The organism is Pseudomonas sp. HPB0071, assembly GCF_000478505.2.
GTDB lineage: Bacteria > Pseudomonadota > Gammaproteobacteria > Pseudomonadales > Pseudomonadaceae > Chryseomonas > Chryseomonas luteola.
On record NZ_KI517367.1, the window covers coordinates 249,528 to 275,800 of the forward strand.

At 54.9% G+C, this 26,273-nt stretch carries 21 protein-coding genes, 1 other RNA gene and 1 pseudogene; 5 read left to right on the forward strand and 18 right to left on the reverse strand.

All coding sequences use genetic code 11. The annotated features are described in order from the left end of the window. Nucleotides 1–166 precede the first annotated feature (166 nt). A complete protein-coding gene (locus HMPREF1487_RS27665; RefSeq protein WP_162842011.1) occupies nt 167–334 on the forward strand; it encodes a PA1571 family protein in 168 nt (55 codons plus the stop codon). Here the strand turns inward: HMPREF1487_RS27665 and pdxB are convergent, their stop codons facing one another. Beyond that, nucleotides 335–1,474, reverse strand: a complete 1,140-nt coding sequence (gene pdxB / locus HMPREF1487_RS01315) for a 4-phosphoerythronate dehydrogenase PdxB (protein ID WP_010794790.1) — start codon at nt 1,472–1,474, stop codon at nt 335–337. A gap of 50 nt (nt 1,475–1,524) precedes the next feature. Between pdxB and HMPREF1487_RS01320 the strand changes: the two genes are divergently transcribed. Beyond that, nucleotides 1,525–2,967, forward strand: coding sequence for an MATE family efflux transporter (locus HMPREF1487_RS01320; RefSeq protein ID WP_010794791.1), 1,443 nt, complete (start codon nt 1,525–1,527; stop codon nt 2,965–2,967). A gap of 1 nt (nt 2,968) precedes the next feature. On the opposite strand, the gene tusA is transcribed toward HMPREF1487_RS01320, so the two are convergent. Continuing rightward, nucleotides 2,969–3,208 carry a sulfurtransferase TusA gene (tusA, locus tag HMPREF1487_RS01325; protein WP_010794792.1) on the reverse strand — a complete coding sequence of 80 codons (240 nt, stop codon included), beginning with the start codon at nt 3,206–3,208 and terminating at the stop codon, nt 2,969–2,971. A gap of 86 nt (nt 3,209–3,294) precedes the next feature. Beyond that, nucleotides 3,295–4,350 (reverse strand): 23S rRNA (cytidine(2498)-2'-O)-methyltransferase RlmM, encoded by a 1,056-nt coding sequence (gene rlmM, locus HMPREF1487_RS01330; protein ID WP_010794793.1) that lies wholly within the window; start codon nt 4,348–4,350, stop codon nt 3,295–3,297. Nucleotides 4,351–4,692: 342 nt separating this feature from the next. Here rlmM and acnA point away from each other — a divergent pair, with 342 nt between their 5' ends. Further along, nucleotides 4,693–7,431 carry an aconitate hydratase AcnA gene (gene acnA / locus HMPREF1487_RS01335; RefSeq protein WP_010794794.1) on the forward strand — a complete coding sequence of 913 codons (2,739 nt, stop codon included), beginning with the start codon at nt 4,693–4,695 and terminating at the stop codon, nt 7,429–7,431. A 38-nt stretch (nt 7,432–7,469) separates the two neighbouring features. Here the strand turns inward: acnA and HMPREF1487_RS01340 are convergent, their stop codons facing one another. Further along, entirely contained in the window at nt 7,470–8,126 is a 657-nt protein-coding gene (locus HMPREF1487_RS01340; protein WP_010794795.1) for an alpha/beta family hydrolase, read from the reverse strand. Nucleotides 8,127–8,311: 185 nt separating this feature from the next. Here HMPREF1487_RS01340 and hemN point away from each other — a divergent pair, with 185 nt between their 5' ends. Both hemN and fnr read left to right on the forward strand, forming a co-directional pair. Beyond that, nucleotides 8,312–9,694, forward strand: a complete 1,383-nt coding sequence (gene hemN, locus HMPREF1487_RS01345; RefSeq protein ID WP_010794796.1) for an oxygen-independent coproporphyrinogen III oxidase — start codon at nt 8,312–8,314, stop codon at nt 9,692–9,694. Between the two features lie 74 nt (nt 9,695–9,768). Continuing rightward, nucleotides 9,769–10,506 (forward strand): fumarate/nitrate reduction transcriptional regulator Fnr, encoded by a 738-nt coding sequence (gene fnr, locus HMPREF1487_RS01350; protein ID WP_026003866.1) that lies wholly within the window; start codon nt 9,769–9,771, stop codon nt 10,504–10,506. A gap of 61 nt (nt 10,507–10,567) precedes the next feature. Here fnr and HMPREF1487_RS01355 read toward each other — a convergent pair whose 3' ends face one another. The 14 genes and pseudogenes from HMPREF1487_RS01355 to ffs form a co-directional block, all read right to left on the reverse strand. Beyond that, the gene (locus HMPREF1487_RS01355; protein WP_010794798.1) at nt 10,568–13,027 is read right to left on the reverse strand and encodes a TonB-dependent siderophore receptor; all 2,460 of its coding nucleotides are present in this window, start codon (nt 13,025–13,027) and stop codon (nt 10,568–10,570) included. A gap of 109 nt (nt 13,028–13,136) precedes the next feature. Next, nucleotides 13,137–14,111: a FecR domain-containing protein gene (locus HMPREF1487_RS01360; protein ID WP_010794799.1), complete on the reverse strand. Its 975-nt coding sequence runs from the start codon at nt 14,109–14,111 to the stop codon at nt 13,137–13,139. A 3-nt stretch (nt 14,112–14,114) separates the two neighbouring features. After that, a complete protein-coding gene (locus HMPREF1487_RS01365; RefSeq protein WP_010794800.1) occupies nt 14,115–14,627 on the reverse strand; it encodes a sigma-70 family RNA polymerase sigma factor in 513 nt (170 codons plus the stop codon). A 95-nt stretch (nt 14,628–14,722) separates the two neighbouring features. Beyond that, nucleotides 14,723–15,322 carry a recombination mediator RecR gene (gene recR / locus HMPREF1487_RS01370; RefSeq protein WP_026003868.1) on the reverse strand — a complete coding sequence of 200 codons (600 nt, stop codon included), beginning with the start codon at nt 15,320–15,322 and terminating at the stop codon, nt 14,723–14,725. Between the two features lie 113 nt (nt 15,323–15,435). Next, nucleotides 15,436–15,762 (reverse strand): YbaB/EbfC family nucleoid-associated protein, encoded by a 327-nt coding sequence (locus HMPREF1487_RS01375; RefSeq protein WP_010794802.1) that lies wholly within the window; start codon nt 15,760–15,762, stop codon nt 15,436–15,438. Between the two features lie 32 nt (nt 15,763–15,794). Next, the gene (gene dnaX / locus HMPREF1487_RS01380) at nt 15,795–17,810 is read right to left on the reverse strand and encodes a DNA polymerase III subunit gamma/tau (protein ID WP_010794803.1); all 2,016 of its coding nucleotides are present in this window, start codon (nt 17,808–17,810) and stop codon (nt 15,795–15,797) included. Between the two features lie 214 nt (nt 17,811–18,024). Then, entirely contained in the window at nt 18,025–19,764 is a 1,740-nt protein-coding gene (locus HMPREF1487_RS01385; protein WP_010794804.1) for an IlvD/Edd family dehydratase, read from the reverse strand. 97 nt (nt 19,765–19,861) lie between these two features. Then, on the reverse strand, nt 19,862–20,830 hold the full coding sequence (gene araH, locus HMPREF1487_RS01390; RefSeq protein ID WP_010794805.1) for an L-arabinose ABC transporter permease AraH: 969 nt from the start codon (nt 20,828–20,830) through the stop codon (nt 19,862–19,864). A gap of 60 nt (nt 20,831–20,890) precedes the next feature. Further along, complete coding sequence (araG, locus tag HMPREF1487_RS01395) at nt 20,891–22,411, reverse strand: L-arabinose ABC transporter ATP-binding protein AraG (RefSeq protein WP_010794806.1); 1,521 nt, start codon at nt 22,409–22,411, stop codon at nt 20,891–20,893. A gap of 81 nt (nt 22,412–22,492) precedes the next feature. Next, entirely contained in the window at nt 22,493–23,506 is a 1,014-nt protein-coding gene (locus HMPREF1487_RS01400; RefSeq protein WP_010794807.1) for a substrate-binding domain-containing protein, read from the reverse strand. Between the two features lie 189 nt (nt 23,507–23,695). Then, nucleotides 23,696–24,561 (reverse strand): annotated as a pseudogene (locus HMPREF1487_RS01405) (SMP-30/gluconolactonase/LRE family protein). A 39-nt stretch (nt 24,562–24,600) separates the two neighbouring features. Then, nucleotides 24,601–25,296 (reverse strand): FadR/GntR family transcriptional regulator, encoded by a 696-nt coding sequence (locus HMPREF1487_RS01410; RefSeq protein ID WP_010794810.1) that lies wholly within the window; start codon nt 25,294–25,296, stop codon nt 24,601–24,603. A 212-nt stretch (nt 25,297–25,508) separates the two neighbouring features. Beyond that, nucleotides 25,509–25,700, reverse strand: coding sequence for a hypothetical protein (locus tag HMPREF1487_RS01415; protein ID WP_010794811.1), 192 nt, complete (start codon nt 25,698–25,700; stop codon nt 25,509–25,511). A gap of 341 nt (nt 25,701–26,041) precedes the next feature. Beyond that, nucleotides 26,042–26,138: signal recognition particle sRNA small type (gene ffs / locus HMPREF1487_RS26640), an RNA gene on the reverse strand. Nucleotides 26,139–26,273 lie beyond the last annotated feature (135 nt).

The window sequence follows — 26,273 nt, forward strand, 5'->3', positions numbered from 1 at the left end:
GGCGTACTCGGCGTCGGCGAAGGTCATCTGCTTCATGGAAAAACTCGGCTGGCGGGATCGGCGTATTTCACCAGATTCGGGAAGTCTTTTTCAGACCTTCCCTAGGTTGTCATATCTTCTTAACCTGTCTTGGCTAGGTTGGACTCATATGGCAAAGGAGACTGAAATGACCGTTCAGAACACTTCTCAGCACACAACCTCCGATCATGCTCAACGCCTGGGTGGCGCCCTCATCGATGAAAAGGGTCGCGAGATCCCGATTACCGAGGCCATGATTCAAAAGGCATGTCGTGAGCCAGACGACTCTCTCAAGACGCCTACATGCCCTGAGTAATCACAGACGTGTAGCGCCTAATGCCTCTACGATTCGGGAAGTTGCCGGGCTTGCATCGGTATAAACGCGAAGTCCGGTAATTTCCCGACGCTGGGGATAATGCTTTCTAAGTAGATCAAACCCGTTACGCCGCGCTTGAGTACCACCTTTGAGTGATAATCGAAAGGCGGCGTCATCATTGCGCGGATCATAAACGGCCCGACACAAAAGTCTCAGTGCCTGTTCAGGCGTAGCACTGGCCGAAAGCTCGATCTTTGATAGCCACTGTTCAGGTAGAAAGTCCTCCAAGGCTTTTTCTGGCCTCTGTTCCTGCCAGGCGCAAAAGGCAGCGTAAATCATTGCAGTACCGCGCCACTTGCCTTCAAGGCTATGGCCAGCAATATGAGGTGTCGCCAGGCGGCATCGCTTGGCCAGCTCTACATCGACCTCAGGCTCACTCTCCCAAACATCCAGAACAACCTCCAGATCGGCACCTTCAACCAAGCATTCACGAAGTGCCTTGTTGTCGATAACTTCTCCGCGGCATGCATTGATCAGCCATGTTCCAGCCTTCAACCCAGCCAGGCGCTCAGCATCAAAAAGGTGATACGTCGCGTCAGGCCCGGAACGTACCAGCGGTGCGTGCAGGGAAATGACATCACATTTCTCCATCACGGTTTCAAGCGAGACAAAATCATCTGGCGCGGAGAGCGCACGTGGTGGATCACACACCAGAACATTCAGGTTCAACCCTTTCAGCACCTCCACCAGACGGCCACCAACCTGTCCGGCGCCTACAACCCCATAGGTGCGCTCACTCAGCGAGACTCCGCGGGCGTCGCTCAAGGCAAGAAGCGCACCCAGAACGTAATCGACAACGCCGCGTGCATTGCACCCCGGCGCACTGCTCCAGGCAATGCCAGCCGATTCCAGATAATCAATGTCCAGATGGTCCGTACCGATGGTGCACGTTCCCACAAAGCGGACCGGTGAGCCCTCCAGCAATGCCCGAGTGACCGGTGTTATGGACCGTACGATGAGAATATCAGCTTCGCCCACGGCAGCCCTGTCCATGGCACGGCCCGGCATTCGCCTGATCGATCCAAAGGCACCAAAGAATTCATCCAGAAGGGGAATATTTTCGTCTGCAAGGATGCGCATCTTGAACTCCAATCAGCGAGACATGCATTTTATCAGGCTCAAGAGGTGTGATGGATTTCTCGGCATCCGAAAAGCGTCGTACACTGTCCAACTTTTCCTTACCTGATAATCTCGTGGACACAAGACCTACCCGGCGGCAGCGGATCCGTCATGAGCTAACGGCCCTGCTCGCACTGGCAGCGCCTATTATCATTGCTCAGTTATCGCACTCTGCCATGGGGTTCGTCGATGCCGTCATGGCCGGGCGTGTCGGTCCGTTGGACCTGGCAGCCGTTGCGCTAGGCAATTCCGTCTGGGTGCCGGTCTTTCTTCTGATGACCGGAACGCTGCTGGCCACTACGCCAAACGTGGCGCAGCATCATGGCGCCAGGCAACCGGAGAAGATTGGTCCGCTTGTTCGACAGGCGCTCTGGTTGGCCGTGGTCATCGGCTTGATAGCCAGCGCTCTTTTATGCTCAGCGAAGCCTTTACTGATTGCCATGCATGTCAGTCCGGAGCTGATTCAGCCAACCATGACCTATCTGCATGGCATCGCCATGGGTATCCCCGCGGTTGCACTGTATTACGTGCTGCGCTGCTTCAGCGACGGGCTTGGACGCACCCGGCCCAGCATGATCATTGGTCTGGTTGGTCTGACACTCAACGTTCCGCTAAATGATCTGTTCATCCATGGTCGCCTTGGCTTGCCAGCGATGGGCGGTCCAGGTTGCGGATTTGCCAGTGGCGTGGCGATGTGGTTGATGTTCCTGGGCATGTTCGCATGGGTGCGACGCGCCAAGATCTACCAGGCATGCGGTATCTTCAGCCGCTTCGACGCTCCCCAATGGCCAGTGATTCGTCGCCTGCTCTCTGTGGGTGCGCCTATTGGAATCGCGGTATTTGCGGAGTCCAGCATCTTCTCGGTCATTGCCCTGTTGATCGGTGAGCTAGGCGCAACGGTGGTAGCAGGCCATCAGATTGCTCTCAACTTTGCCTCACTCACCTTCATGATCCCCTTGTCGATCGGCATGGCCATCACTGTACGGGTTGGACAGTCCCTAGGACGCGGCGAGCCTCGGCAAGCGCGGTTTTCGGCAGGCACGGGAGTGGCCGTTGGCCTATCCTGGGCCTGTATTTCTGCCAGTATCATGCTGCTTTTCCGCGCACCGATCGCAACGCTTTATACACAGGACCCGGCTGTGGTGAGCCTGGCGGCATCGCTGATTGTATTTGCCGCTCTCTTCCAGTTTTCAGATGCGGTACAGGTGACAGCGGCCGGGGGACTCAGGGGGTATCAGGATACACGGGCCACAATGGTGATCACACTGCTCGCCTATTGGGGTATCGGTCTGCCAGTAGGTTATGTACTAGGCCTGACCGATTGGATTGGGCAGGCCCGCGGACCGGCGGGCCTTTGGCAAGGTCTGGTGGTGGGGCTTACCTGTGCAGCGGTATTGCTTGCCATACGCCTTGCACGTAGCGCACGCCGCAGGATAAGAAATGCAGCCCACTAGGTTATTCGACTTTCTTGCGTATCCAATAAAGGTACTTGCCGCCCTCTTCCTCCTTCTGCACCAGCTCATGTCCTAGAAACATGCAGAATTTGGGGATGTCCCGCTGCGTAGAGGGATCAGTTGCAATGACCTTGAGCAGGCTACCACCTGCCATGTCTCGCACCTTGTTATGCAGCATCATGACAGGCTCAGGGCAATTCAGCCCGCTGGCGTCAAGTGTCGCGTCAACGGTAAGAGTCATGCTTTTCTCCATTCGGTAGCAGCCGTGCCTTTGACATAGGTACTGGCTGCATCAGTACGTTTCGAACCGTAAATGTTCTACTTTGGTTATTTCAAGCGACGGAGGTGACAGGTGACCTCTTCGCGATCGTGGTAGAGCTGTTTGCAAGCGATCGCAACCGACATTCCTTTGCTATCGAAATAGCTTCTCAATCGATCCAGAATGCGCCTGACTTCAGCATAGCGCTGCTTCATTGGCAGCTTCAGATTTACGACTGCCTCCTTGCACCAGCGCTCGCCGATCCAACTTTCCATGAGCGCGGCCGTACGAGCCGGCTTCTCAACGATATCGCATACCATCCAGTCGACTTCCTTACGTGGACGAAAGGCATAGCCATCGACCTGCAGGTGCTCGATAAGGCCTGACTCCATCAGGGACTCTGCCATCGGACCGTTATCCACGGCGATCACGAGCATATCCCGGTTGACCAGTTGCCATGTCCAGCCCCCAGGTGCTGCCCCCAGGTCTACGGCGTGCATACCCGAGGCAAGGCGCTCATCCCACTGCGCACGAGGAATAAACTGATGCCAGGCCTCTTCCAGTTTAAGCGTAGAGCGGCTGGGCGCTTCACGGGGAAACTTGAGTCGGGGTATACCCATCGGCCAAAACGCAGCGTTACGTGGCTCGGCCACGCCAATGAACACATCCGTTCCTGTTCGAAAGGTCAATTGCAGCCGTGGCAAGGCAGGGTCTTCCTTGAGACGGCCCGCCTTGGTCAGTGCAGCCCTCAGGGGCTTTTCGAATTTCTTGCAGAATGTCGACAGCGCTTTGCCGTCGTTAGTATCCAATACCTCGAACCACAGGCTCCCGCAGACCGGATAGCTCTGTAGCTCCTGCAGGATGGCTCCTACACGGTCCTGCTCAGGTAACGTGACAAAGCCTGTGCCTCGCGCCCATTGGCGCGGAAAGATCAGGTCGGCAAAGCGCAGGCGCTTCATGAGGCGATCCGCACCCTCTGCCTCACTGCAAATGAATTCGGCAAAGGCGCTGGCTGGCTTGCCCCGCGCGTAGCCTGAAATTTCCAGCTGTGCAGCCAGATCGCTAAGCTCGGCACACACCTCGCCTTCAAAACCAGGTCGGCAATGTAACAACAACGTATTCATCAAAACTCCAGCCCTGTAATGCGCCTTGCAATAAGCCGCGCACTATACCCGAGCCAGGCGGATTGAGCGGAACAGGGAACGTAAAAGCCGTCAATCGGTCCAGTATTGGAGAACAAGCGCAAGACGACGCTTGGTCGACAGGCTGGCGCCGGATGTCCGCCGCTGTTGATACCGATCAGGCCCCATTGATGCTCGGCTCAAAATCTTCGTACCGAGAGGCAGTGTTGGCAGGCTTTTCGGTATTTCCTCGGAGTGGGCCTGAGCCGGGATTAGCGAAGGTCACGTCGTCTTGCACAAGGCCGAACCGTCGTGCCGTCCCAAGCCGAGAGGAGATTCATCGTCATGCCTGCACTGGATAGTCTGAAATGTCGTCGTACCCTAGAGGTCGATGGCCGTACGTATCACTACTATAGCCTTCCCGAAGCCGCCAAGAGCCTGGGTGATATTTCGCGCTTGCCTGTATCGCTAAAGGTCCTGCTCGAAAATCTGCTGCGCTGGGAAGACAATAAAACCGTTTACCGTGAAGACCTGCAGGCACTGGTTGACTGGCTCAAGGAACGCACCTCCGACCGCGAGATTCAATACCGTCCGGCGCGCGTTCTGATGCAGGACTTTACCGGGGTACCCGCAGTCGTGGACTTGGCAGCCATGCGTGATGCCATGGCCAAGGCAGGAGGCGATCCTGAAAAAATCAATCCCCTCTCTCCTGTCGATCTAGTGATTGACCACTCGGTAATGGTCGACCGTTACGCCTCCGAACACGCCTATGAGGAAAACGTAGCCATTGAAATGCAGCGCAACGGTGAACGTTACGAATTCTTGCGCTGGGGTCAACAAGCTTTCGACAACTTCAGCGTAGTGCCACCGGGCACCGGCATCTGTCACCAGGTAAACCTTGAATACCTGGGCCGTACAGTTTGGACTCGCGAAGAAAACGGCGAGACTTACGCTTTCCCGGATACCCTGGTAGGCACCGACTCGCATACGACGATGATCAACGGCCTGGGTGTACTAGGCTGGGGCGTAGGCGGCATTGAAGCTGAGGCCGCCATGCTGGGCCAGCCGGTATCCATGCTCATACCTGAGGTCATCGGCTTCAAGCTGACAGGCAAGCTGCGCGAAGGCATTACCGCTACTGACTTGGTGTTGACCGTAACCCAGATGCTACGCAAGAAAGGCGTAGTGGGTAAGTTCGTTGAGTTCTATGGAGACGGCTTGGCTGATCTGCCACTGGCGGACCGCGCTACCATCGGCAATATGGCTCCGGAATACGGCGCCACTTGCGGCTTCTTTCCGGTTGACCAGGTCACTGTGGACTTTCTGCGCTTCTCGGGCCGCCCCGAAGAAACAGTCAAGCTGGTTGAGGCCTACGCCAAAGCTCAGGGTATGTGGCGTGAGGCCGGTGACGAACCAAGCTTCACCGACACCCTGCATCTGGACTTGGGCGATGTCGAATCCAGCCTGGCAGGCCCCAAGCGTCCGCAGGATCGCGTTTCGCTATCCAAGGTCAGCGAAGCATTCGATCAATTCATGAATCTGCAACTCAAGCCTACTGCGCCTAAGGGTAATGGACATCCCGTTACACCCGGTGGGCTGGACGACTCGATTAAAGGCGAACCCAAGGCGGACGGCATTGAGTATGAACTTGATGGCCAGAAATACCGCTTACAAAACGGCGCAGTTGTAATTGCCGCCATTACCTCCTGTACCAACACCTCCAACCCCAGCGTCATGATGGCTGCCGGTCTACTGGCGAAAAAAGCCGTTGAAAAAGGGCTGGAGCGCAAACCCTGGGTCAAGAGTTCATTGGCGCCTGGCTCCAAGGTCGTAACCGAATACTATAAGGCTGCTGGCCTTATGACTTCGCTAGACAAGTTGGGCTTTAACCTTGTGGGATACGGTTGCACCACCTGCATCGGCAATTCCGGGCCGCTGCTCGAACCAATTGAAAAAGCAATTCAGGAAGGCGATCTGACCGTGGCATCAGTGCTCTCGGGCAACCGCAACTTCGAAGGCCGCGTACATCCCTTTGTCAAAACGAACTGGCTGGCTTCACCACCACTGGTAGTCGCTTATGCCTTGGCAGGCAGCGTCAAGGTTGATCTGTCTAAAGATCCTTTGGGTACAGACAAGAACGGCCAACCGGTCTATCTGAAGGATATCTGGCCCACCCAACAGGAAGTGGCTGACGCCATCGAGAAAGTCAACTCGGCGATGTTCCGCAAGGAATACGCAGCGGTCTTCGAGGGCGATGAGAACTGGAAGGCCATTCAGGTTCCAGCTTCCAAAACCTATACTTGGAGAAACGATTCGACCTATATCCAGAATCCCTCCTTCTTCGAGAACATTGGCGGCAACCCACCTCGTGTATCAGATATTCATGATGCGCGAATTCTCGCCTTACTGGGCGACTCAGTCACAACAGACCATATCTCCCCGGCTGGTAACATCAAAAAGGATAGCCCGGCGGGTCGCTACCTTACCGAACATGGTGTTGCCTATGAGGACTTCAACTCGTACGGCTCCCGCCGTGGCAACCATGAAGTCATGATGCGCGGCACTTTTGCTAACATTCGTATCCGTAACGAAATGCTGGGTGGCGAGGAAGGTGGCAATACGCTGCATGTTCCAACCGGCGAGAAAATGGCCATCTATGACGCTGCCATGCGGTATCAGATAGATAGCACTCCACTGGTCATTATTGCAGGCAAGGAATATGGCACAGGCTCATCCCGTGACTGGGCAGCCAAGGGAACCAACCTGCTCGGTGTCAAGGCAGTGATTACCGAAAGCTTCGAGCGTATCCACCGCTCCAACCTGGTAGGCATGGGCGTCCTTCCGCTTCAGTTCCAGAACGGAGTGGATCGCAAGTCGCTAGGTCTAACCGGTAAGGAGAAAATCAGCATTTTCGGACTGGATGGCGTCGAACTGCGGCCACGTATGCCTCTGACCATGGAAATCACTCGTGAAGATGGCAGCATGGAAACGGTAGAGCTTCTCTGCCGAATCGATACCCTCAACGAAGTGGAATACTTCAAGGCGGGTGGCATTCTGCACTATGTATTGCGCAGCCTGATGTAAGCGCTCCCACAAAAAAGCCCGCCGCAGTGCGGGCTTTTTTATGCCCGATGGGCGGTCAAAAAGCGCACTATCGATAACGCACTCTTCTCAATGCTTTGTGAATGACTCAAGCCTGAGCGTTTGAGTGGCTTAAGGTCATGGTTGGCTGTCGGTACCCACTCGATTCGGACCTGGTCAGACAGTGTGTAATGCTCAACCGTCTCCCGATCTCCCAGAGCATCACGCTCGCCCTGGATGATCAACGTAGGCGTTTGCAGATCAACGAGATGGTCGACCCGCGGCTTTTCCGGGCGGCCTGCCGCATAGAATGGATACCCCAGGCATACCAATGCGCTGACCCGCGCCTCATCAACGACCAGGCTGGCCATTCGGCCTCCCATTGATTTGCCGCCAATGGCAAGCGGTCCTGGGGTTGTTTGCCTGACCAGATCAATGACCTGCTTCCAGGTAGCAAGCAACTGCGCCTTAGGAGAAGGAGGCCTTTTCTTTCCTGAGATTCGTCGCTCAGCCATATAAGGAAATTCAAATCGTACTACTTCGATACGCTGGGCTACCAGCGCCTCGGTCATTTGATCCATGAACGGACTGTCCATGGGTGCCCCTGCTCCATGCGCCAGAACAAGCGTGGCAATTTTTTGATCACACCTGCTCCAAAGAAGCGAAACTTCCTTCTGATTGACGTGGTTGTCTTGCACGAATCCTCCTAACGAATCTAATGACACTATTTATGGGCTGGTATTACATACAAAATTAGCTCAACAGAATCCATCGTACCTTTTATCGCCTCTCTAGCCTTCACGTTATTGCTATTGATGTAGGTCAAGATGCCACTACCTACTTGCTTCTAGACTTTGCTTTATAGTTTTACGGGAGTATGGTCATGCTCGACGCCATCGATTGGAAACCAGAATTAATCCAGCGCTACGACATGGCAGGGCCTCGCTATACCTCTTATCCAACTGCAGTGCAGTTTCATGATCAGATAGGCGCGTTCGATCTGATGCATGCACTAAGGGATAGCCGCACTGCCAAGCGGCCGCTGTCGCTGTATGTCCATGTACCCTTCTGCGCACATATTTGCTACTACTGCGCCTGTAATAAAGTCATTACCAAGGACCGCAGCCGGAGCGTGCCTTATCTGGCCAGCCTGACAAGGGAAATTCAGCTGATCAGTCGTCATGTAGGCGCAGACCAGAGGGTAGAGCAATTGCATTTTGGCGGCGGCACGCCGACCTTTCTCAACCCTGAACAGCTACGGCAGCTGATGTCCGAGCTGCGTCAGCGCTTCAGCCTGCTGGATGATGACTCTGGAGATTATTCGATCGAGATCGATCCACGCGAAGCGGACTGGGCCACGATGGGCCTGTTGCGTGAGCTGGGTTTCAACCGGGTCAGCCTCGGTGTCCAAGACATCGATACGAATGTGCAGTTGGCTGTGAATCGCCTGCAAAGCCTCAACGAGACGCGGGCCATCATCGATGCGGCCCGTACGCTCAGTTATCGCTCAATCAATATCGACCTGATTTATGGACTCCCCCGCCAAACGCCGGAAAGCTTCGCCAAAACCGTCGAGGCAGTAATTGATCTGCAACCGCATCGCTTGTCTGTATTCAATTACGCACACCTCCCCACCCGTTTTCCACCACAGCGGCGGATTGAGGCCGCTGAGCTGCCAAGCCCCGCACAAAAGCTGGAGATGCTCCAAAGGACAACTGAGCAGCTAATGGCTGCCGGTTATCGTTACATCGGGATGGACCACTTCGCCCTGCCCGACGACGAATTGGCAATTGCTCAGGAAGATGGTTCATTGCAGCGTAACTTTCAGGGCTATACGACCCATGGCCATTGTGACTTGATTGGGCTGGGGGTATCGGCCATTAGCCAGATAAATGAGCTTTACTCTCAAAACGCAGTGGATATTTCCGAATACCAGACTAGTCTGGATAACGGTCAACTTGCTGTACGCCGGGGTTTGCACTGTGAACGGGACGACTTGATTCGTCGCGCGGTAATCCAGCAGCTAATTTGTCACTTCCAGCTCGACTTTGCTGAAACAGGCCGAGCACTGGGAATTGATTTCAAGGATTACTTTGCCGATGTCATGCCTGACCTTGAGCGTATGGCAACTGATGAGCTTATTCGCCTGGATGAAAAAGGCATTGATATCTTGCCGGCCGGGAGGTTACTCGTGCGATCAGTTTGTATGTTGTTTGATCGTTATTTGCCCCAACAGAACACACAACGGTTTTCACGGGTCATCTAATAAATTCACTAACAGCTTTCATCATTATGCGTGCAGTAATACCCTTGGCTTACTAATGGAATAAATCGAAAGCCATGTCCGAGACTTTGAAAATGCGTGTCACCTCGCCGCAAGCCCACTGTAAAGATTGCAGCCTGGCACCCTTATGCTTGCCATTGTCGTTGAACCTTGAGGATCTGGATGAGCTTGATCGGATCGTCAAGCGCGGCCGTCCACTCAAGAAAGGCGACTATCTGTTCCGACAGGGTGACAGTTTTGGCTCCGTCTTTGCCGTCCGTTCAGGTGCGCTTAAAACCTTTAGCGTGACCGATAACGGTGAAGAGCAAATTACCGGCTTTCACCTACCCAGCGAGCTGGTTGGCTTGTCCGGTATGGATACGGAGCTGCATCCGGTTTCTGCACAGGCGCTGGAAACCACATCGGTATGCGAGATCCCCTTCGAGCATCTTGATGAGCTGGCCGATCAGCTTCCCCAGCTGCGTCGCCAGCTGATGCGTGTGATGAGCCGCGAGATTCGGGATGATCAGCAGATGATGCTGCTCTTGTCCAAAAAAAGCGCAGACGAGCGTATCGCGACGTTTCTTGTGAATCTGTCTGCACGTTTCCGCGCTCGTGGCTTCTCCGCCCAGCAGTTCCGCCTGTCCATGTCCCGTAATGAGATCGGTAACTATCTGGGCCTTGCAGTGGAGACAGTTTCTCGTGTATTCACGCGCTTCCAGCAGAGCGGCATCATCGAGGCCGAAGGCAAGGAAGTGCATATCCTCGACTCGATTCAGCTCTGCGCCCTGGCGGGCGGCCAGCTGGAAGGTTGAAACAAAACGGGCGGCCCTGAAGCCGCCCGTTTTGCTTGAAAAGCTTTATCGCTTTTGATCGTTAGAATTTGTAACTGACCGTGGCGGTGACGTTACGCTCTTCGCCGTAATAGCAATACAACAGGCTATTACATGCAGCGACGTATTTTTTATCGGTTAGGTTATTGGCGTTGACACGTACATCTACACCTTTGAGTCCCACATTACTCAAGTCATAACCCACTGACGCATCAAACAGGGTGTATCCAGGAACGCGTTCGGTATTAGCTGGATCTGCCCAACTCTTACTAACTGCCCGTACCCCCGCTCCCAGGCTCAAGCCCTGGAGCGATCCCTCCTTGAATGAGTAGTCTCCCCAGACAGATGCCATATGACGAGGGGCCACGTTAGGCGTATTGCCTTCTGTACCGTCATCCGACTTAATGTATTCGACATCAGCAAACGTATAGCTCCCTAGTACACGGAAGCTATCAGTCACCTGCATGTGAGCTTCCAACTCTACGCCTTGGGAGCGTACCTTTCCTACCGGGCGATAATATTGTTCATTCGCCAGTTTAGTTGCCAGGTTTTCTTGGGTAATGTGGAAGACTGATGCCGTAAAGATATTGTCCGTACCCGGCGGCTGATACTTGATACCAGCCTCCCACTGCTTGCCCTCAGTAGCCTTGAGCGGATCGCCGTTCTGGTCAGTAAAAGAGTTGGGATTGAAAGACTCTGAATAGCTAATGTAGGGCGCGATACCATTGTCGAAAAGATACAGTCCACCCACCCGCGGAGTAACCTTATTCTCCTTGTAAGTGTTTTTGCCTGCACCGTATAGCTCATCCTCGGAAGAGGTCTCTACCCAATCCTTGCGCAGACCGAGTGAAAACCGCCATTTATCCAGGTCAATCAAGTCCTGCATGTACAGGCCAGTCTGCTCCATCCGACGCAGATCGCTGGTTTGCCATGTTTCCGTGACGCCCGGATTACCATAGACAGGGTCGAACGCATCAATGTTAGAAGCGGACCCGCCTGCGTAGTCGACCTTGGCCTTACGACGCTGATAATCCAACCCCATCAAAAGCGTATGTTTGGCTGACCCGGTATTAAATTCAGCCTGTGCCATGTTATCTACAATCCAGGCATGCAGACGCTCCTTGCCTTCAGTGGTTGCGCGCGCCAACTCGTTGGATCCTATGCTGGCCCAACCCGCAGCATAAGCCTGCCGCATATCCACCTTGCCATCCAGATAGCGGAAGTTCTGTCGTGCCGACCAGACATCATTGAAACGATGCTCAAACTGATAACCCACCATCTGCTGGGTACGTTCGAACTTGTCGAAATCGGAGTCGCCCTCAAAGAAATGCTTTGAGATGTATTGTCCATTGTGGCGATAGAGTGTGCCGTCTGCCGGGAGACCGCCGTGGTAACCGCCTTCGGGGTCATGTTGCATATACGCCTGCAGGGTTAGCGTTGTATTTTCATCAAAGTCGATGGCTACCGTGGGCGCAATCGCGTAGCGCTTCTCCTCGTTGTGATCAAACTGCGTATCGGACTTGTCCGCCAGACCTACCAGCCGATAGGCAATCGTCTGGTCTTCGTTGACCGGCCCACTAAAATCGAACCCCATACCCCGCTGGCCCTGGGTACCCACCGTGGCCTGGATTTCATGATAGGGCTCATATAGTGGCTTCTTGCTGGTAAGCGCTACTAGGCCGCCAGGATTACTCCGTCCGTAGAGCACCGAAGACGGGCCTTTCAGGATATCAATGCGCTCAAGGAAATACGGATCTACCTGCATGCTGCTATAGGTACCGCTATCTCCCATGGTCTTGAGACCATCAAGATAGATGTTATCTACCGAGCCGTCATTGAAACCACGCATGGCAACATAGTCATACCGGTGAGTTGCACCATATGGGTTGGTCATGACACCTGGGGTATAACGCAACGCCTGAGAAACTGTTTGCGAGCCCTGATCATCGATCTGGTCGCGCGTTACCACGGATACCGATTGAGAGGTCTCCAGGATCGACTTACTTGTCTTGGTTGCAATCTGGCTATGGGTGGCGTTATAGCCTTCCATGGTTCCAAGCGCATTGCCCAGTGCGAAATCAGTAACGGTAGTCGCAGAAAGCTCGGAAACATCACTGCCAACGCTTGCTGTTCCAGCCGCCAGCGAATAGCTGCCGTTACCGGTGCTGACGATCTGCAAGCCGCTTCCTTTTAGCAGCGCTGCAAAACCTTCTTCAACACTGTACTGCCCCTTGAGACCTGGGCTCTGCTTGCCCTCCGTCAGTGCGCCATCGGCAGATAGCATGACATTCGCTTCGCCAGCAAAACGACTCAATGCCGTCGACAGCGGGCCAGCCGGTATATCGTAACTGCGTACTGCCTGGGCCGCGGCAGCCGCTTCGGCGGCATTACCTGCAAGCGGCACAAGGGCGAGGCTCATCGGTATAGCAAGTGCAGCAGCATGTACAGCCTGACGCAGAGGGCTCCGCTTGAAAAAAGCCTGATACGAACGACGCGAATCCATTACTCATCCCTTTTTGTGTTCAACAGTGATGGCTTTCAGCCTGTTTGAGACTAAAGCCAGTCGAAACCAAGAAAAGGGAACCGCTAATGATAATATTTTTTATTAAGATTCAGGCAGAACGCGCTGAAATAGACGTCCACCAAGGCAGCGGGCGATTGATGCGAATGGGCAGGCTTTGCTCCAAGGCTGTCAGCACCCGCTCCGTATCCTTCAGCGGGTATGCACCGACCAGACGCAGATTCGCTACATCCGGATCACAGGCCAGATACCCGGAGCGATAACGCGATAACTCATCAACAAAGTCGCTCAATCGCATATCATCAGCCAGAATCATCCCTTTGATCCAAGCCTGACGGCGTTGCTCACTCACCCGAGCAGTAGAAACCTCGTCAGTGCTAAAGCGCACCTGTTGTCCTGCCTTTACTGTGACGGACGCCGACGCCACAGGAGCAACCTGCACACTGCCGTTGAAAACTGCCAACTCGCCAAAGCCTCCTCGATCAAAAACACTAAACTGGGCTTCTTTGGCCAGTAACGCACCGAATGTCGTATCAAGCGTCAACGGGTAGTGAGCATCCTTGCCTCGAGACAGCATGGCCTCACCCTTGTAGAGTGCCAAATGCAAGCGGTCCGGTTCGTTCGAGACGTCCATTGCCGTATCGGTGTTCAGCCAGAGATGCGAGCCATCAGCAAGCTGAAAATCCTTGATCTCTCCCACACGTGTTCGGTAGCTGGCATACCATTGTCTCCAGGACAACTGTGAAGAGGTAGTCCAGGCCAGAACACCGGTACTGCAAAGTACGGTCATCAGTTTTAATGTCTGACGCCGCGTTTGCCCTTTTTTCTGTAGCGCTTGTGTAGCGCCATGGCGTTGCTCGCAGGGTATGCGCTGAAAATGACGACTGATCAGCTCGACACGCTGCCACGCCTGGACATGTTGCGGATTTTCTGCCAGCCAGAGCTGCCACTGCACACGCTCCTGATCGCTGACATCATCAGCACTGAGCACGGCAAACCATTCGGCCGCCTGCTCAAGCACCGCAAAGTCGCACTCTGTCTCGGACATCTGCTGGGCGGCCTGCATGGTCTATTCCACCTCAAGGGTCAGGCAGTGCAGCATGGCTTGGGCCATGTACTTTTTGACCATTCGCTCGGACACCCCTAGCACCTCACTAATGGCTGCATACGTCTGCCCTTCCAGTTGAGACATCAGGAAGGCTGAGCGCACCTTTTCAGGTAGACGGTCCAGCATGGCGTCGATTTGAACGAGACTTTCAATAATGATTTCACGCGCTTCTGGAGATGGCGCGTAATACTCGGAACGATTAGCCAGCGCCTCGAGATAGGTCCGTTCGATATCCTGACGCCGCCAGTGATTGACGAGTAATGAATGGGCGATGGTCGATAAGTAAGCGCGCGGCTCTCGAACGGACGGAAGATCGCGTCCTTTGGCTAACAGGCGAAGGAATGTATCCTGGGCCAGATCGGCTGCATTGAACGAGCATCCCAACCGTTTGCTCAGCCAGCCGTACAGCCAGCCATGATGTTCGCTATACCAGTCATGCAAGGCGTTGGGTGATGACACTTCAGCCGCGCACATGTCAGAACCTATCGAGATGGCATTGAGATATCGCTAATGATAATGCTTCTCAAGAATAGATCTATGCTTTTTTACGTCAATTTGCGTACCGCCGATCAAAGCGTGATCGGCTTACGGCCTGCAAAGGCATGCGTAAGGGTGCCGTTGTCTACCAGATCAAGCTCACCACCCAAGGGGACACCATGGGCAATCCGGGAAATAGTTAAACCGCGCGGTTTCAATAGCTGCGCAATGTAATGGGACGTCGCCTCGCCTTCCACTGTCGGGTTGGTTGCAATAATGACTTCCTGGAAGGCACCTTGCTCGATACGCTCCATCAGCTCTGGAATGCCGATCGCCTCCGGGCCGAGACCATCCAGAGGAGACAGGTGCCCTTTCAGCACGAAATAACGCCCACGAAAGCCCGTCTGGTCAACGGCAAAGACGTCCATCGGTGACTCAACCACGCAAAGCAGTTGATCATCCCGATCCGGATCAGCGCACTGAGGGCACAGTTCGTTTTCCGTCAGGGTACGACAATGCTTGCAATGCCCTACTCCCTCCATGGCTGCCTGCAAGGCACTCGACAAGCGCAGGCCCCCGCTCCGGTCACGCTCAAGCATCTGCATGGCCATACGCTGGGCTGATTTCTGGCCCACCCCAGGCAAAATGCGTAGCGCGTCGATCAACTGTCGAATGAGAGGACTAAAACTCATGAAGAAATCTCGAATGGAGATAGATAAAAGTATAGACAGGCTATCGTCTGTTAACGTGCCTGGATCGCCGCCAGCCAGAACGGCCAACGGCGTGACCATAAGCCTCTAGATGCTTAGAAAGGCATCTTGAATCCAGGCGGCAGCTGCATGCCTGCAGTCATACCAGACATCTTTTCCTGGCTGTTCTGCTCGATCTTGCGAACGGCATCGTTCACCGCAGCCGCGATGAGGTCTTCCAGAATCTCCTTGTCTTCCTGCATCAGGCTGTCATCCAGCGATACACGCTTGACATCGTGGCGACCTGTCATGACGACGCTGACCAGCCCGGCGCCGGACTGACCGGTCACTTCGGCATTTGCCAGCTCTTCCTGCATCTTCTGCATTTTTTCCTGCATTTGCTGAGCCTGCTTCATCAGGCCGGCCATGCCACCTTTTAACATGTCTGTTTACCTCGTCTGGTTTGAGAACCCGGTCAGTCCTTGGAATTGACCGGCTCGATAGTGTCCGCGCGGACTACAGCCGCGAACTGTTCCATCATTTGCTGGATCAGCGGATCATTCTGTATGGACGCCTCAGCTTCCCGCTGACGCTCCGCACGTTTGCGAGCGGCAGCCTGTGCTGGCGTCTCCTGCTCGGGCGTCTGGAGTGTGATATCCAGCTTGATCGTACGCCCTTGGTATTGATTCAAGGCATCATTCAAACGGCGATGCTGGTTCGTGTTGAATAATGCGCTCTGATTTGGATCCAGATGAAGGTGCCATGCATCATTTTCAACCGACACCAGCGTACAGTTTGCCGCAATGCTTGCAGTCATGCCTCCTAAGCCTAGCTTAGGTAGCAATTCGATCCACTCGGCGGCAAGTCCGGTTGCAGGTTTGGCTGCCGGTACGGGCTCTGGGGCCGTCGCCGGCGCCTCGGCCAGTACGCCTTCGGTCAGCTCGTCCAAATAGCCGTAATCGGACTCGGCATTGTAATAATCATCGGCAGGCGGTGGCTCGTCGTCTGCCAAGCCTTCATTGTCCTGCTCGTCAACGACCCGCTCAATTACAGTGGCCTCCGACGTTTCGGTTGCCATCGGAACCACATGGGTTGGCTCTACCGGCGTTTTGATGGCCGTTGTAGGTTCATCCCAGGGTAGATCGACAGGCTCGCTTGTCTGAGAGGCCTCTGGCTCTTTCGCAACAGGGGATGCAGAAGCCGTTACCGGTTCCGGCCGAGGCTCGGACTTAACCGGAGCGGGACTGGGTTTCGCCACGGGCGCTGGGCGAGTGACTGGCGCAACAGGCAACTGAGCCGGCGTGGATGGTGCAGACGGAGCGGCCACCGGTTCTGGCTTGGAGTCAGTCGTGGCCTGACTGGCTCCCAACGTCTTTAACGCAGCCTTGGGTGTACTGCCGCCGCCCTCAGCCGGTCGGAAGGCCAGCATCCTCAGCAATACCATTTCAAAGCCTCCACGAGGATCAGGCGCCAACGGCAGATCTCGACGCCCAATCAACCCCATCTGGTAATAATATTGCACATCTTCGGCGGGTAGCGCCTGAGCCAAGGCCAAAACCTGCTCACGATCACCCTGACCGTTATCCACAGCCTCAGGCAACGCCTGGGCAATCGCCACACGGTGCAAAACATTCAGCATCTCGCCCAGCACACCTGCCCAATCAGGACCTTGCTCGGCAAGATGACGTACGGCCTCGAGCAGTGCGCGGGCATCGCCTTCCAGCAGGGCTTGCAATACACCATATACCTGTCCTTGATCCAACGTACCCAGCATGGCGCGTACATCGGCAGCCAGAACATGCCCTTCGCCAAAGGCAATCGCCTGATCGGTCAGGCTCATCGCATCGCGCATCGAGCCATCGGCAGCACGCCCCAGCAACCATAGGGCATCCTGTTCGAAAGGAATCTGCTCAGCGGTCAACACGTGGGTCAGGTGCTCAACCACACGCTCAGGCGGCATGTTCTTCAGCGAAAACTGCAGGCAGCGCGACAGAATGGTAACGGGGAGCTTTTGCGGATCGGTCGTTGCCAGCAGGAATTTAACGTGAGGCGGCGGCTCTTCCAATGTTTTCAACAGTGCGTTGAAACTATGGGTCGAGAGCATGTGGACTTCGTCGATGAGGTAAACCTTGTAACGACCACGCGTAGGGGCGTACTGCACGTTATCCAGTAGCTCCCGGGTATCCTCTACCTTAGTGCGGCTGGCAGCATCCACTTCGATCAGATCGACGAAACGACCTTCATCGATTTCCCGGCAGACCGAACACTCCCCGCAGGGGGTCGAGCTGATGCCGGTCTCGCAATTCAGGCACTTCGCCAGAATACGCGCAATGGTGGTTTTACCCACCCCACGCGTGCCGGTAAAGAGATAAGCGTGATGAAGGCGCTGGTTATCCAGGGCATTGATCAGGGCTTTAAGCACATGGGTCTGTCCGACCATTTCACGGAAAGAGCGCGGACGCCATTTGCGAGCGAGAACCTGATAACTCATCGATACCTGACACGGCGAAGAAAAAGAAGTCGGCTAATGCTAGCGAAGCAAGGGGTAAATTGCATCCAAAAGCCTATGACTCGCCTCATATTCCTATATCGAGTCATGTACGGGACACCCTTTAGCCAGACTCAAGAGATGGGGTCTAGGCCAGAGAAATCAAGGCATTCAGAAGATAACCCAGCCTGAAATGGCCGGGCTACCTTAAAGAAGATCAGTGCGAGTGCCTCGGCACCTCGGAGCCACGGCAGCCGACGAGGAAGTCAAAATCACAGCCCTCATCGGCCTGCAGCACGTGGTCCACGTACAGCTTGCGGTAACCACCACCGAGCAGGTTGGCGTTCGGGTCCTGCCAGTCCGCCAAGCGGGCCTGCAGCTCTTCATCGCTGATATCCAGATGCAGGCGGCCGTTCTCGCAGTCCAGCTCGATCATGTCACCGTCACGCACCACCGCCAGCGGACCACCTGCCGAAGCCTCCGGCGCTACGTGCAGCACCACCGTCCCGTAGGCCGTCCCACTCATGCGCGCATCGGAAATACGCACCATGTCGGTAATGCCCTTGGCCAGCAGCTTGGGTGGCAGACCCATGTTGCCCACCTCAGCCATGCCCGGATACCCTTTTGGTCCGCAGTTCTTGAGCACCATGACGCAGGTCTCGTCGATATCCAGGTCCGGGTCGAGCACACGCTCCTTGTAATGCTCCAGGTTCTCGAACACCACCGCACGGCCCCGGTGCTGCATCAGCTCCGGTGTGGCAGCAGAGGGTTTGAGCACTGCTCCCTTGGGTGCCAGGTTGCCCCGTAACACGCAGATGCCGCCGTCCTTGCGGATGGGGTTGTCCAGCGTACGGATGACTTCATCCTGCCCGTAGATCGGCGCCTCGGCACAGTTCTGCCAGATCGACTGGCCATTGGCGGTCAGGGCATCAGGGTGCGGCAGCAGGTTTGCCTCACCCATCCGGCGAATCACTGCCGGCAGGCCACCGGAGTAGTAGAACTCTTCCATCAGGAAGCGACCGGACGGCTGCAGGTCGACGATGGTAGGCGTACCGCGACCGACCCGCGTCCAGTCGTCCAGCTCAAGGTCTACGCCCATACGCCCGGCGATGGCCTTGAGGTGAATCACGGCATTGGTCGAACCGCCGATGGCAGCATTGACGCGGATGGCATTCTCGAAGGCTTCCTTGGTCAGGATCTTCGACAGGCGAAGGTCCTCATGCACCATGTCCACGATACGCATGCCAGAGAGGTGCGCTAGAACATAGCGACGCGAATCCACGGCTGGGATCGCAGCGTTATGCGGGAGCGAGGTGCCCAGGGCTTCAGCCATGCAGGCCATGGTGGAGGCAGTACCCATGGTGTTACAGGTACCGGCCGAGCGGGACATGCCAGCTTCAGCAGAAAGGAACTCGTTCAGGTCGATCAGCCCACCCTTATAGGCCTCGTGCATCTGCCAGACGATGGTACCGGCACCGATGTCGCGACCGTGGTGCTTGCCGTTAAGCATCGGCCCGCCGGTTACCACGATGGCGGGTACGTCGCAGCTGGCAGCGCCCATCAATAGCGCAGGGGTGGTCTTGTCGCAGCCGGTCAGCAGCACCACAGCATCGACCGGGTTGCCGCGGATGGCTTCCTCCACGTCCATGCTGGCCAGGTTGCGGGTCAGCATGGCGGTGGGGCGCAGGTTGGACTCGCCATTGGAGAAGACGGGAAACTCGACGGGAAAACCGCCGGCTTCGTAGACGCCGCGCTTGACGTGCTCGGCAATCTTGCGGAAGTGGGCGTTGCAAGGGGTAAGTTCGGACCAGGTGTTGCAGATCCCGATGATGGGTTTGCCCTGGAACTCATGGTCCGGGATGCCCTGGTTCTTCATCCAGCTGCGATACATGAAGCCGTTCTTGTCGGCATTGCCAAACCACTGGGCCGAGCGCAGGGTGGTCTTTTTTGTGGACATGGTGGATGTCTCTTATCTATGGGATAGGCCGGGTCACAGGCAAAAGCGGCCTCATCGGCACGTGTCAGCACGCGTGCCGTGAGGTCTCCATTAGGTATCAGCGCTGCTTGAAGCGGTCGATTACAACGGCCAGCAGCAGAATCGTTCCACGGATGACGTATTGGTAGAACGTGTCGATATTTTTGAGGTTCATGGCGTTCTCGATCACTGCCAGGATCAGCACGCCAGCAATGACGTGACGAATCATGCCGATACCACCGGCCAGCGACACCCCTCCCAACACACATGCCGAGATCACGGTCAGCTCGAACCCCTGCCCTATCATCGGCTGGCCGGAGGTCATACGCGAAGCCAGAACCACGCCCGCTAACGCACCGATCACACCCTGCATAGCAAAGATGATGATCTTGGTACGATCAACGTGTACACCCGCCAGTAAGGCGGCTTCTTCGTTACCACCGATAGCCAGCGTGTTGCGTCCAAACGTGGTGTAGTTGAGCAGCCAGCCAAAGAACAGGATGCATACCAGTGTGATCAAAATCGGCACCGGAACACCAAACATCTGACCATTACCAAAGATAAAGAACTTTTCTTCCATTACGCCTACGGCCTTGCCGTTGGAAAAGATGTAACCCAGACCGCGTACAATCTGCATGGTCGCCAAGGTTGTGATCAAGGCATTGATCTTGAGTTTGGCAATGACCAGCCCATTGATGAGTCCTACGCACAACCCCATTGCCAGTGCAGCGGTTACCCCTAGCGCCACGCTATTGAATTCGCGCATTACTACCGCTGCGACGACGCCCGCACAGGCAATGACCGAGCCTACAGACAGGTCAAAATGCCCAGATGCCAGACAGAACAACATGGTGCAGGCGACGATCCCCGTTGTGGAGATTGCCAGCCCTAGCCCTCGCATGTTGAGCGGCGAAAGAAAGTTATCGATAAACAAGGTACAGAGAACAAAGATCGCCAGGGCCGCCAGCATCATCGCCCAGTCATCAATAAAACGGCGAGTATCAAAGCTACGGCGCGGTGCCGCCAAGGCGTTGTTTTGCGTGGACATGGAACACCTCAATTGTTTTTGTATTTCGAAGCCTTCAAGGCAACGCAGGCTTGTTACATATCAGGCGCGCGTACGGGGCAATGCGAGCTCCAGCAAACGCTCTTCGGTCGCCTCGGCACGTGCCAGCTCACCCGTTACAGCACCTTCACTCATGACCATGATGCGGTCCGCAACCCCCATGACTTCCATGAGATCGCTCGACACCACAATCACTGCAATGCCTTTGGCCGCCAGCGAGTGAATGATCTGGTAGATTTCGGATTTCGCACCGATATCGATGCCGCGTGTAGGTTCGTCCAGCAGCAACACCTTCATGGGCATGGACAGCCAGCGCCCCAGGATGGCCTTCTGCTGGTTACCGCCCGAAAGGTTTTTGATCTTCTGATAAGGCGTAGGTGTTTTTACATTCAATGCGCGGATCTGCTTTTCAGCGTTTTCCTTTTCCCAGCGGCTTTGAAGCAGGCAGCTCCAGGTTGCATGCCGCGGACGTGCGCTGATATTGATGTTTTCGGCCACGCTGCCCAGCGGAACGATGCCTTCTTTCTTGCGATCCTCGGGACAGAGCAGAATGCCAGCAGCGATGGCATCACGTGGGTTGCGAAGCGTCAGCGCCTCGCCCTTGAACTTGAGCACGCCCGCACTGTGCCGTTCAAGACCTGATAGCAGGCGGAGCAACTCGGTACGCCCTGCTCCAACCAGCCCGAAGAGCCCAAGGATTTCACCCTGGCAAACCTCAAAGCTGACTGGCTGCTGCAGACCACGCCCCATCAAGCCGGATACGTTCAAACAACCTTCGCCCTTTTCACGGGGACGATAGTCATAGATATCGTCCAGACTACGTCCTACCATGCAGGTGATCAGCTGATCCGGCGTGGTTTCACTCATGCGCTCGAATGTGCGCACATGACGTCCATCCTTGAAGATCGTGACGGCATCGCAGATATGGAAGACTTCTTCCATTCGGTGCGAAACATAAAGAATGACTTTTCCCTCATCGCGCAAACGCGCAATGATTGCCATCAGCCGCTCGGTTTCACGGGCAGACAGGCTGCTGGTGGGCTCATCGAATGCAATTACATGGGCGCCACGAGACAAGGACTTGGCAATTTCCACCAACTGCCGTTGCCCCAGGGACAGACGCCCGACGCGCGTATTCGGATCGATTTCCTCCGCTAGGCCTTTCAGCAATTGCAGAGCCTGTTGACGAAGACGCCCACGGTTAACAATGCCGTAGCGGGCCGGCAAGTGACCCAGAAACAGGTTCTCAGCCACAGTCATTTCCGGAACGAGTTGAAGTTCCTGGTGAATCACGGCTACGCCATTACGGATACTGTCCGCCGTGTTCTTGAAGACCATATCACGATCACCAATGCGCAGATGACCGCTACTGGGCTGGTAATAGCCACCCAGAATCTTGAGCAATGTTGACTTGCCTGCACCGTTTTCCCCCATCAGGGCATGTACGGAGCCGGGGCGAGCCGTGAAGTTGATGTCGGACAGCGCCTTGACGCCAGGAAACGTCTTACCAATGCCCTGGAACGCAAGGCTTTCGCCCTGCACCGACTGCTGTAATGCTTCCATATCACCTCCTAAAGCGACGCCATACAGGCGTCGCAAGGTTGCAAGGAGTCCGTCAGGCGGACCGGATAATGCAGGAGACGGTTATTTCCAGAGCCCGATCTTTTCGAGTTCCTGTTGGAAGTTTTCGCGTGTGATCAGCGTAACCTTGTCCATGGCGGTGTACTTGGGCGGCTCTTTGCCGGTAGTCACCCATTCGTACATCATGGTGGCGGTCTGGTAGCCCTCTTCGTGTGGGCTGGGAAGCATCGAGCCGAAAAAGCCGCTGTTGGGCTTTTTCAACTCACCGATAGCATCTGTACCGTTGATGCCGATTCCGATCACGTTTTCAGCACTGAAACCGGCACTTTCAGTCGCCCTCACACCACCCAGCACTGTGTTGTCATTCATACCACCTACGATCAGGTGCTTGGCGCTACCCGGTAGCTTGACGAGTGCGGAGCTGGTGGCATCCATGCTGCCGGGGACATCCAGCGTCTTTTGCGGAGCATAAATGATGTGGTCCTCTGGCAGACCGGCGTCACGCAACGCCTTTACAGAGCCGTCGGTACGCTGCTTTCCGGTATCTAGCTCATTGAAGGTGTTGATGACCGCGTAGGTTTCATCCCACTTCCAGTTGCGCTTCTTGGCTTCAGCGGCCATTGCCTCGCCCTGTTGACGCCCTACATCAAAAGCGGCCATGCCCAGGTAAGGCACGTCTTCCATGAACTTTCCATCGGAGCCGACAAAGCGATCATCCACAGCCATGACTTTCAAGCCATTGATCTTGGACTTGGCCACGATGGCTGGGCCGAGGGAAACATCAGGCGGACAAATGACAAAGCCTTTAGCACCGTTAGCCGCCAGGCTATCGATAGCGGAAAGCGTTTTTTCACCATCAGGTACAGCAATCTTGAGGAGGGTAAAGCCTTTGTCTTTCGCAGCTTTTTCCGCAAAAGCCCATTCGGTTTGGAACCAAGGCTCTTCAGGTTGCTTGACGAGAAAACCGATCTTTACTTCTTCGGCATGGGCGACCGAAGCCGCAGATAACGAAAGGCCCAGCGCACCAGCTGCCAAGGCAGATTTCACCAGGGAAGAAATCCCACGGCCACGAAACATAGCTACCTCCTTATTTTTATTGAATAGCTAGCGTGTACTGCATCAAATTGTGCTGACACCTGACTGATGTAATAAGACAGGCCAGGTGAAACAGTCATATCATAATATGATTGGACTCGATCGACTGCAACTCTTCCTTGAGCAATCAAAAAAAGAGAAGCGCTGGATCACAAATCGAGTCGCTTAACGTCAACCCATGAAGCGATGGCACGGCATCCCGGCCACATCCACACGCGCATAAAGCACAGAACCATCCAGAGGCTGATCACCTGCCGCACTCGTGACATAGAGCGTCTTGAGGTCGTGTCCGCCAAACACACAACTGGTGGGCCGGGACACAGGTAGCTCTATAATCGTGTCGACACAACCGTCTGGAGCAAATCGAATCAGACAGTGGCCATCCCAGCGCGCATTCCAGACATATCCCTGCGAATCCATGGCAGACCCATCCGGATGACCACGCTCATGGGCCTGCGCCCAAACTGTTCTTTCGCCAAGCCCTTTGGCACCAATAGTATGACGGTAGATCACGCTTTCCAGCGTATCGGCGGTGTAAACGCAATCCCCCTCTGTACTCCAGAGTAGCGTGTTGGCAATGCCGATATCGCTGGCCAGACGAGTGACCTTCGCATCAGGACCGATATGAAACAATCCACCTGAACGACGGGTGATCGGCAGGTCTTCGCCCTGCTCACCTATATTGTTCTGCATGCTGCCCAACCACAGATTCCCTGCCGCGTCGCAGCGCGCCTCATTGGCGCGGTTCCCCTCAGTAGGATCCGGTACGCAGAACAGTGAAAGTGAAGGTGCATGCGGTGGTGATTCCAGATCCAGGCGGTGAACACCACTGACCATAGTCAGCAACGCATCTCCGCGTATCGTGGGAATAAAGGCCGAAACAGGCTCGGTCACCAGCCATTCAGAGTAATGCCCCCCTCCAGTCGACAGGCTTTCTTACCTACGATATCCACCCAGTACAACGCCTGGGTGAGCTCATCCCAAAAAGGACCTTCCGCTAATTTAAAGCGATGGGATATAACCGGTTGCCACTCCATAAAGCATCCTTATTTGTAGTTATGAATGCACAGCTCACGCTAACTACTAGCCTGAGCATATTTAGAAATCGTGACAGCAGCCTTGTCGATCAACGTCATGCATGCCCAAACGCCCCGAGAGGAATCTCGCGCAGCAATGGCATCCGCCAGCTCCTTGTGCAAGGGCAGCGTTCGTTGCAACTCTGAAGGATCGACAGACGAAATCTGAAAGGAAACGGCAAGCAAGGCGCCTAGCGCGGGCACCATTTGCTCGATGAACTGGTTGTGACTGGCCGCCAGGACGCACTCATGGAAGTGCTGGTCGGCACTGTTGTAATCTCCACCTGAAAGCGAAGCTTCCAACGCTGTATAGGCTGCCTGGACGCGCCTGATCTGCTCAGGTGTTGCACGCTCGCAAGCCCAGCGCACAGCCACTGGCTCAATAGCACGCCGTAAATCAAGCAGATCCTTGACGAAATTCTCGGGCAAGCCGCCACGACTCAACCATGCCACCACCTGGGGATCGAAGAGATTCCACCGATTTAGGGGTAATACACGGCTTCCCACCTTGGGGCCCACCTCGATCATGCCCTTGGCGACCAGTGTCTTGATGGCCTCCCGCACGACCGTTCGACTGACACCCAACTCCTCACCAAGATCCGCCTCGACTTTCAGCGCATCCCCAGGCTTGAATTGCCCGGAAGCGATCAAGCTACCCAGTTTATCTACGGCTGATGCGTGAAAATTATTCGACATTCAGACCTCGCCCTCGCCCGCTCTGACCTACAAGCATCTTAACGACTGTTGAAGGCCGTTGCTCGATCAGCGCAAAGACGTATTGTTATTGATAGAAAGCGCTCTAATCATCATATGATTAGACGAGGCAACTGAAAAGAAAAATAAGGAGGGCGGTTATTGCGCACAGCTGTGCAGCTGCCAATCAGCCGCACAGATGCTAGAGAAAACTATCAGACGTTAAGACGGAACCACACCCCGCCCCATTGCTCTGCTTCGCATTTAGCTTCCTGCTCGTTGTTGAACTCCGAAATGATTCCTCCATGTGCATAAACCACAGCCCATGCCTCCTGCACAGTTTTCTGAATGATAGATACGAATGAAACAGGCTCTTCTGGGGATACTGATGTCTGGATGCTTTCCATTTTTTGCTCATCCTTTGAATTTTATTATTGCAGCCCTTTCCTCATCCTTTTGTAGAAAGGACTACTGGATGCACGCTGAACAATATTCTTTGACAAGCAGGTCAGAACAACACATACAGACAAGCGCTGCAGTACAACTAGGACCTACGTCACGCTGTAGAAATGAAATACGTTAATTAATTCAATCTTAAGCGTGAAAAATTGTGACAGACAGACGAGCGGTAGCAAAGTGCCTTCATGGCAAAAGACTATTGCTAAACGCGAGAATATCTGCCCGCAAAAGCAGCAAATCCGCGAAGTTGATTAGAGAGTCAAGCTGAACGCTTTAAGAATGGAGGTGGCCCCACCAGCCACACCCCGGCACACGATGTCACCGCTACGGCTGCTTCCTTCCGGACCTGACCGGGTTCACGGCTGATCGTTGCGGGGGGACCGGCAGGACCACCATAACGAACGTCACCAATAGGTGAGGCGCATCATTCTACTCACTTGAGCAGAAGTTACAAGCTTTTCAGTCATTTAGCGGATAATTAATAAGATGGCGCCTTCTGGATGGAGGGCGCCGTCTTATTT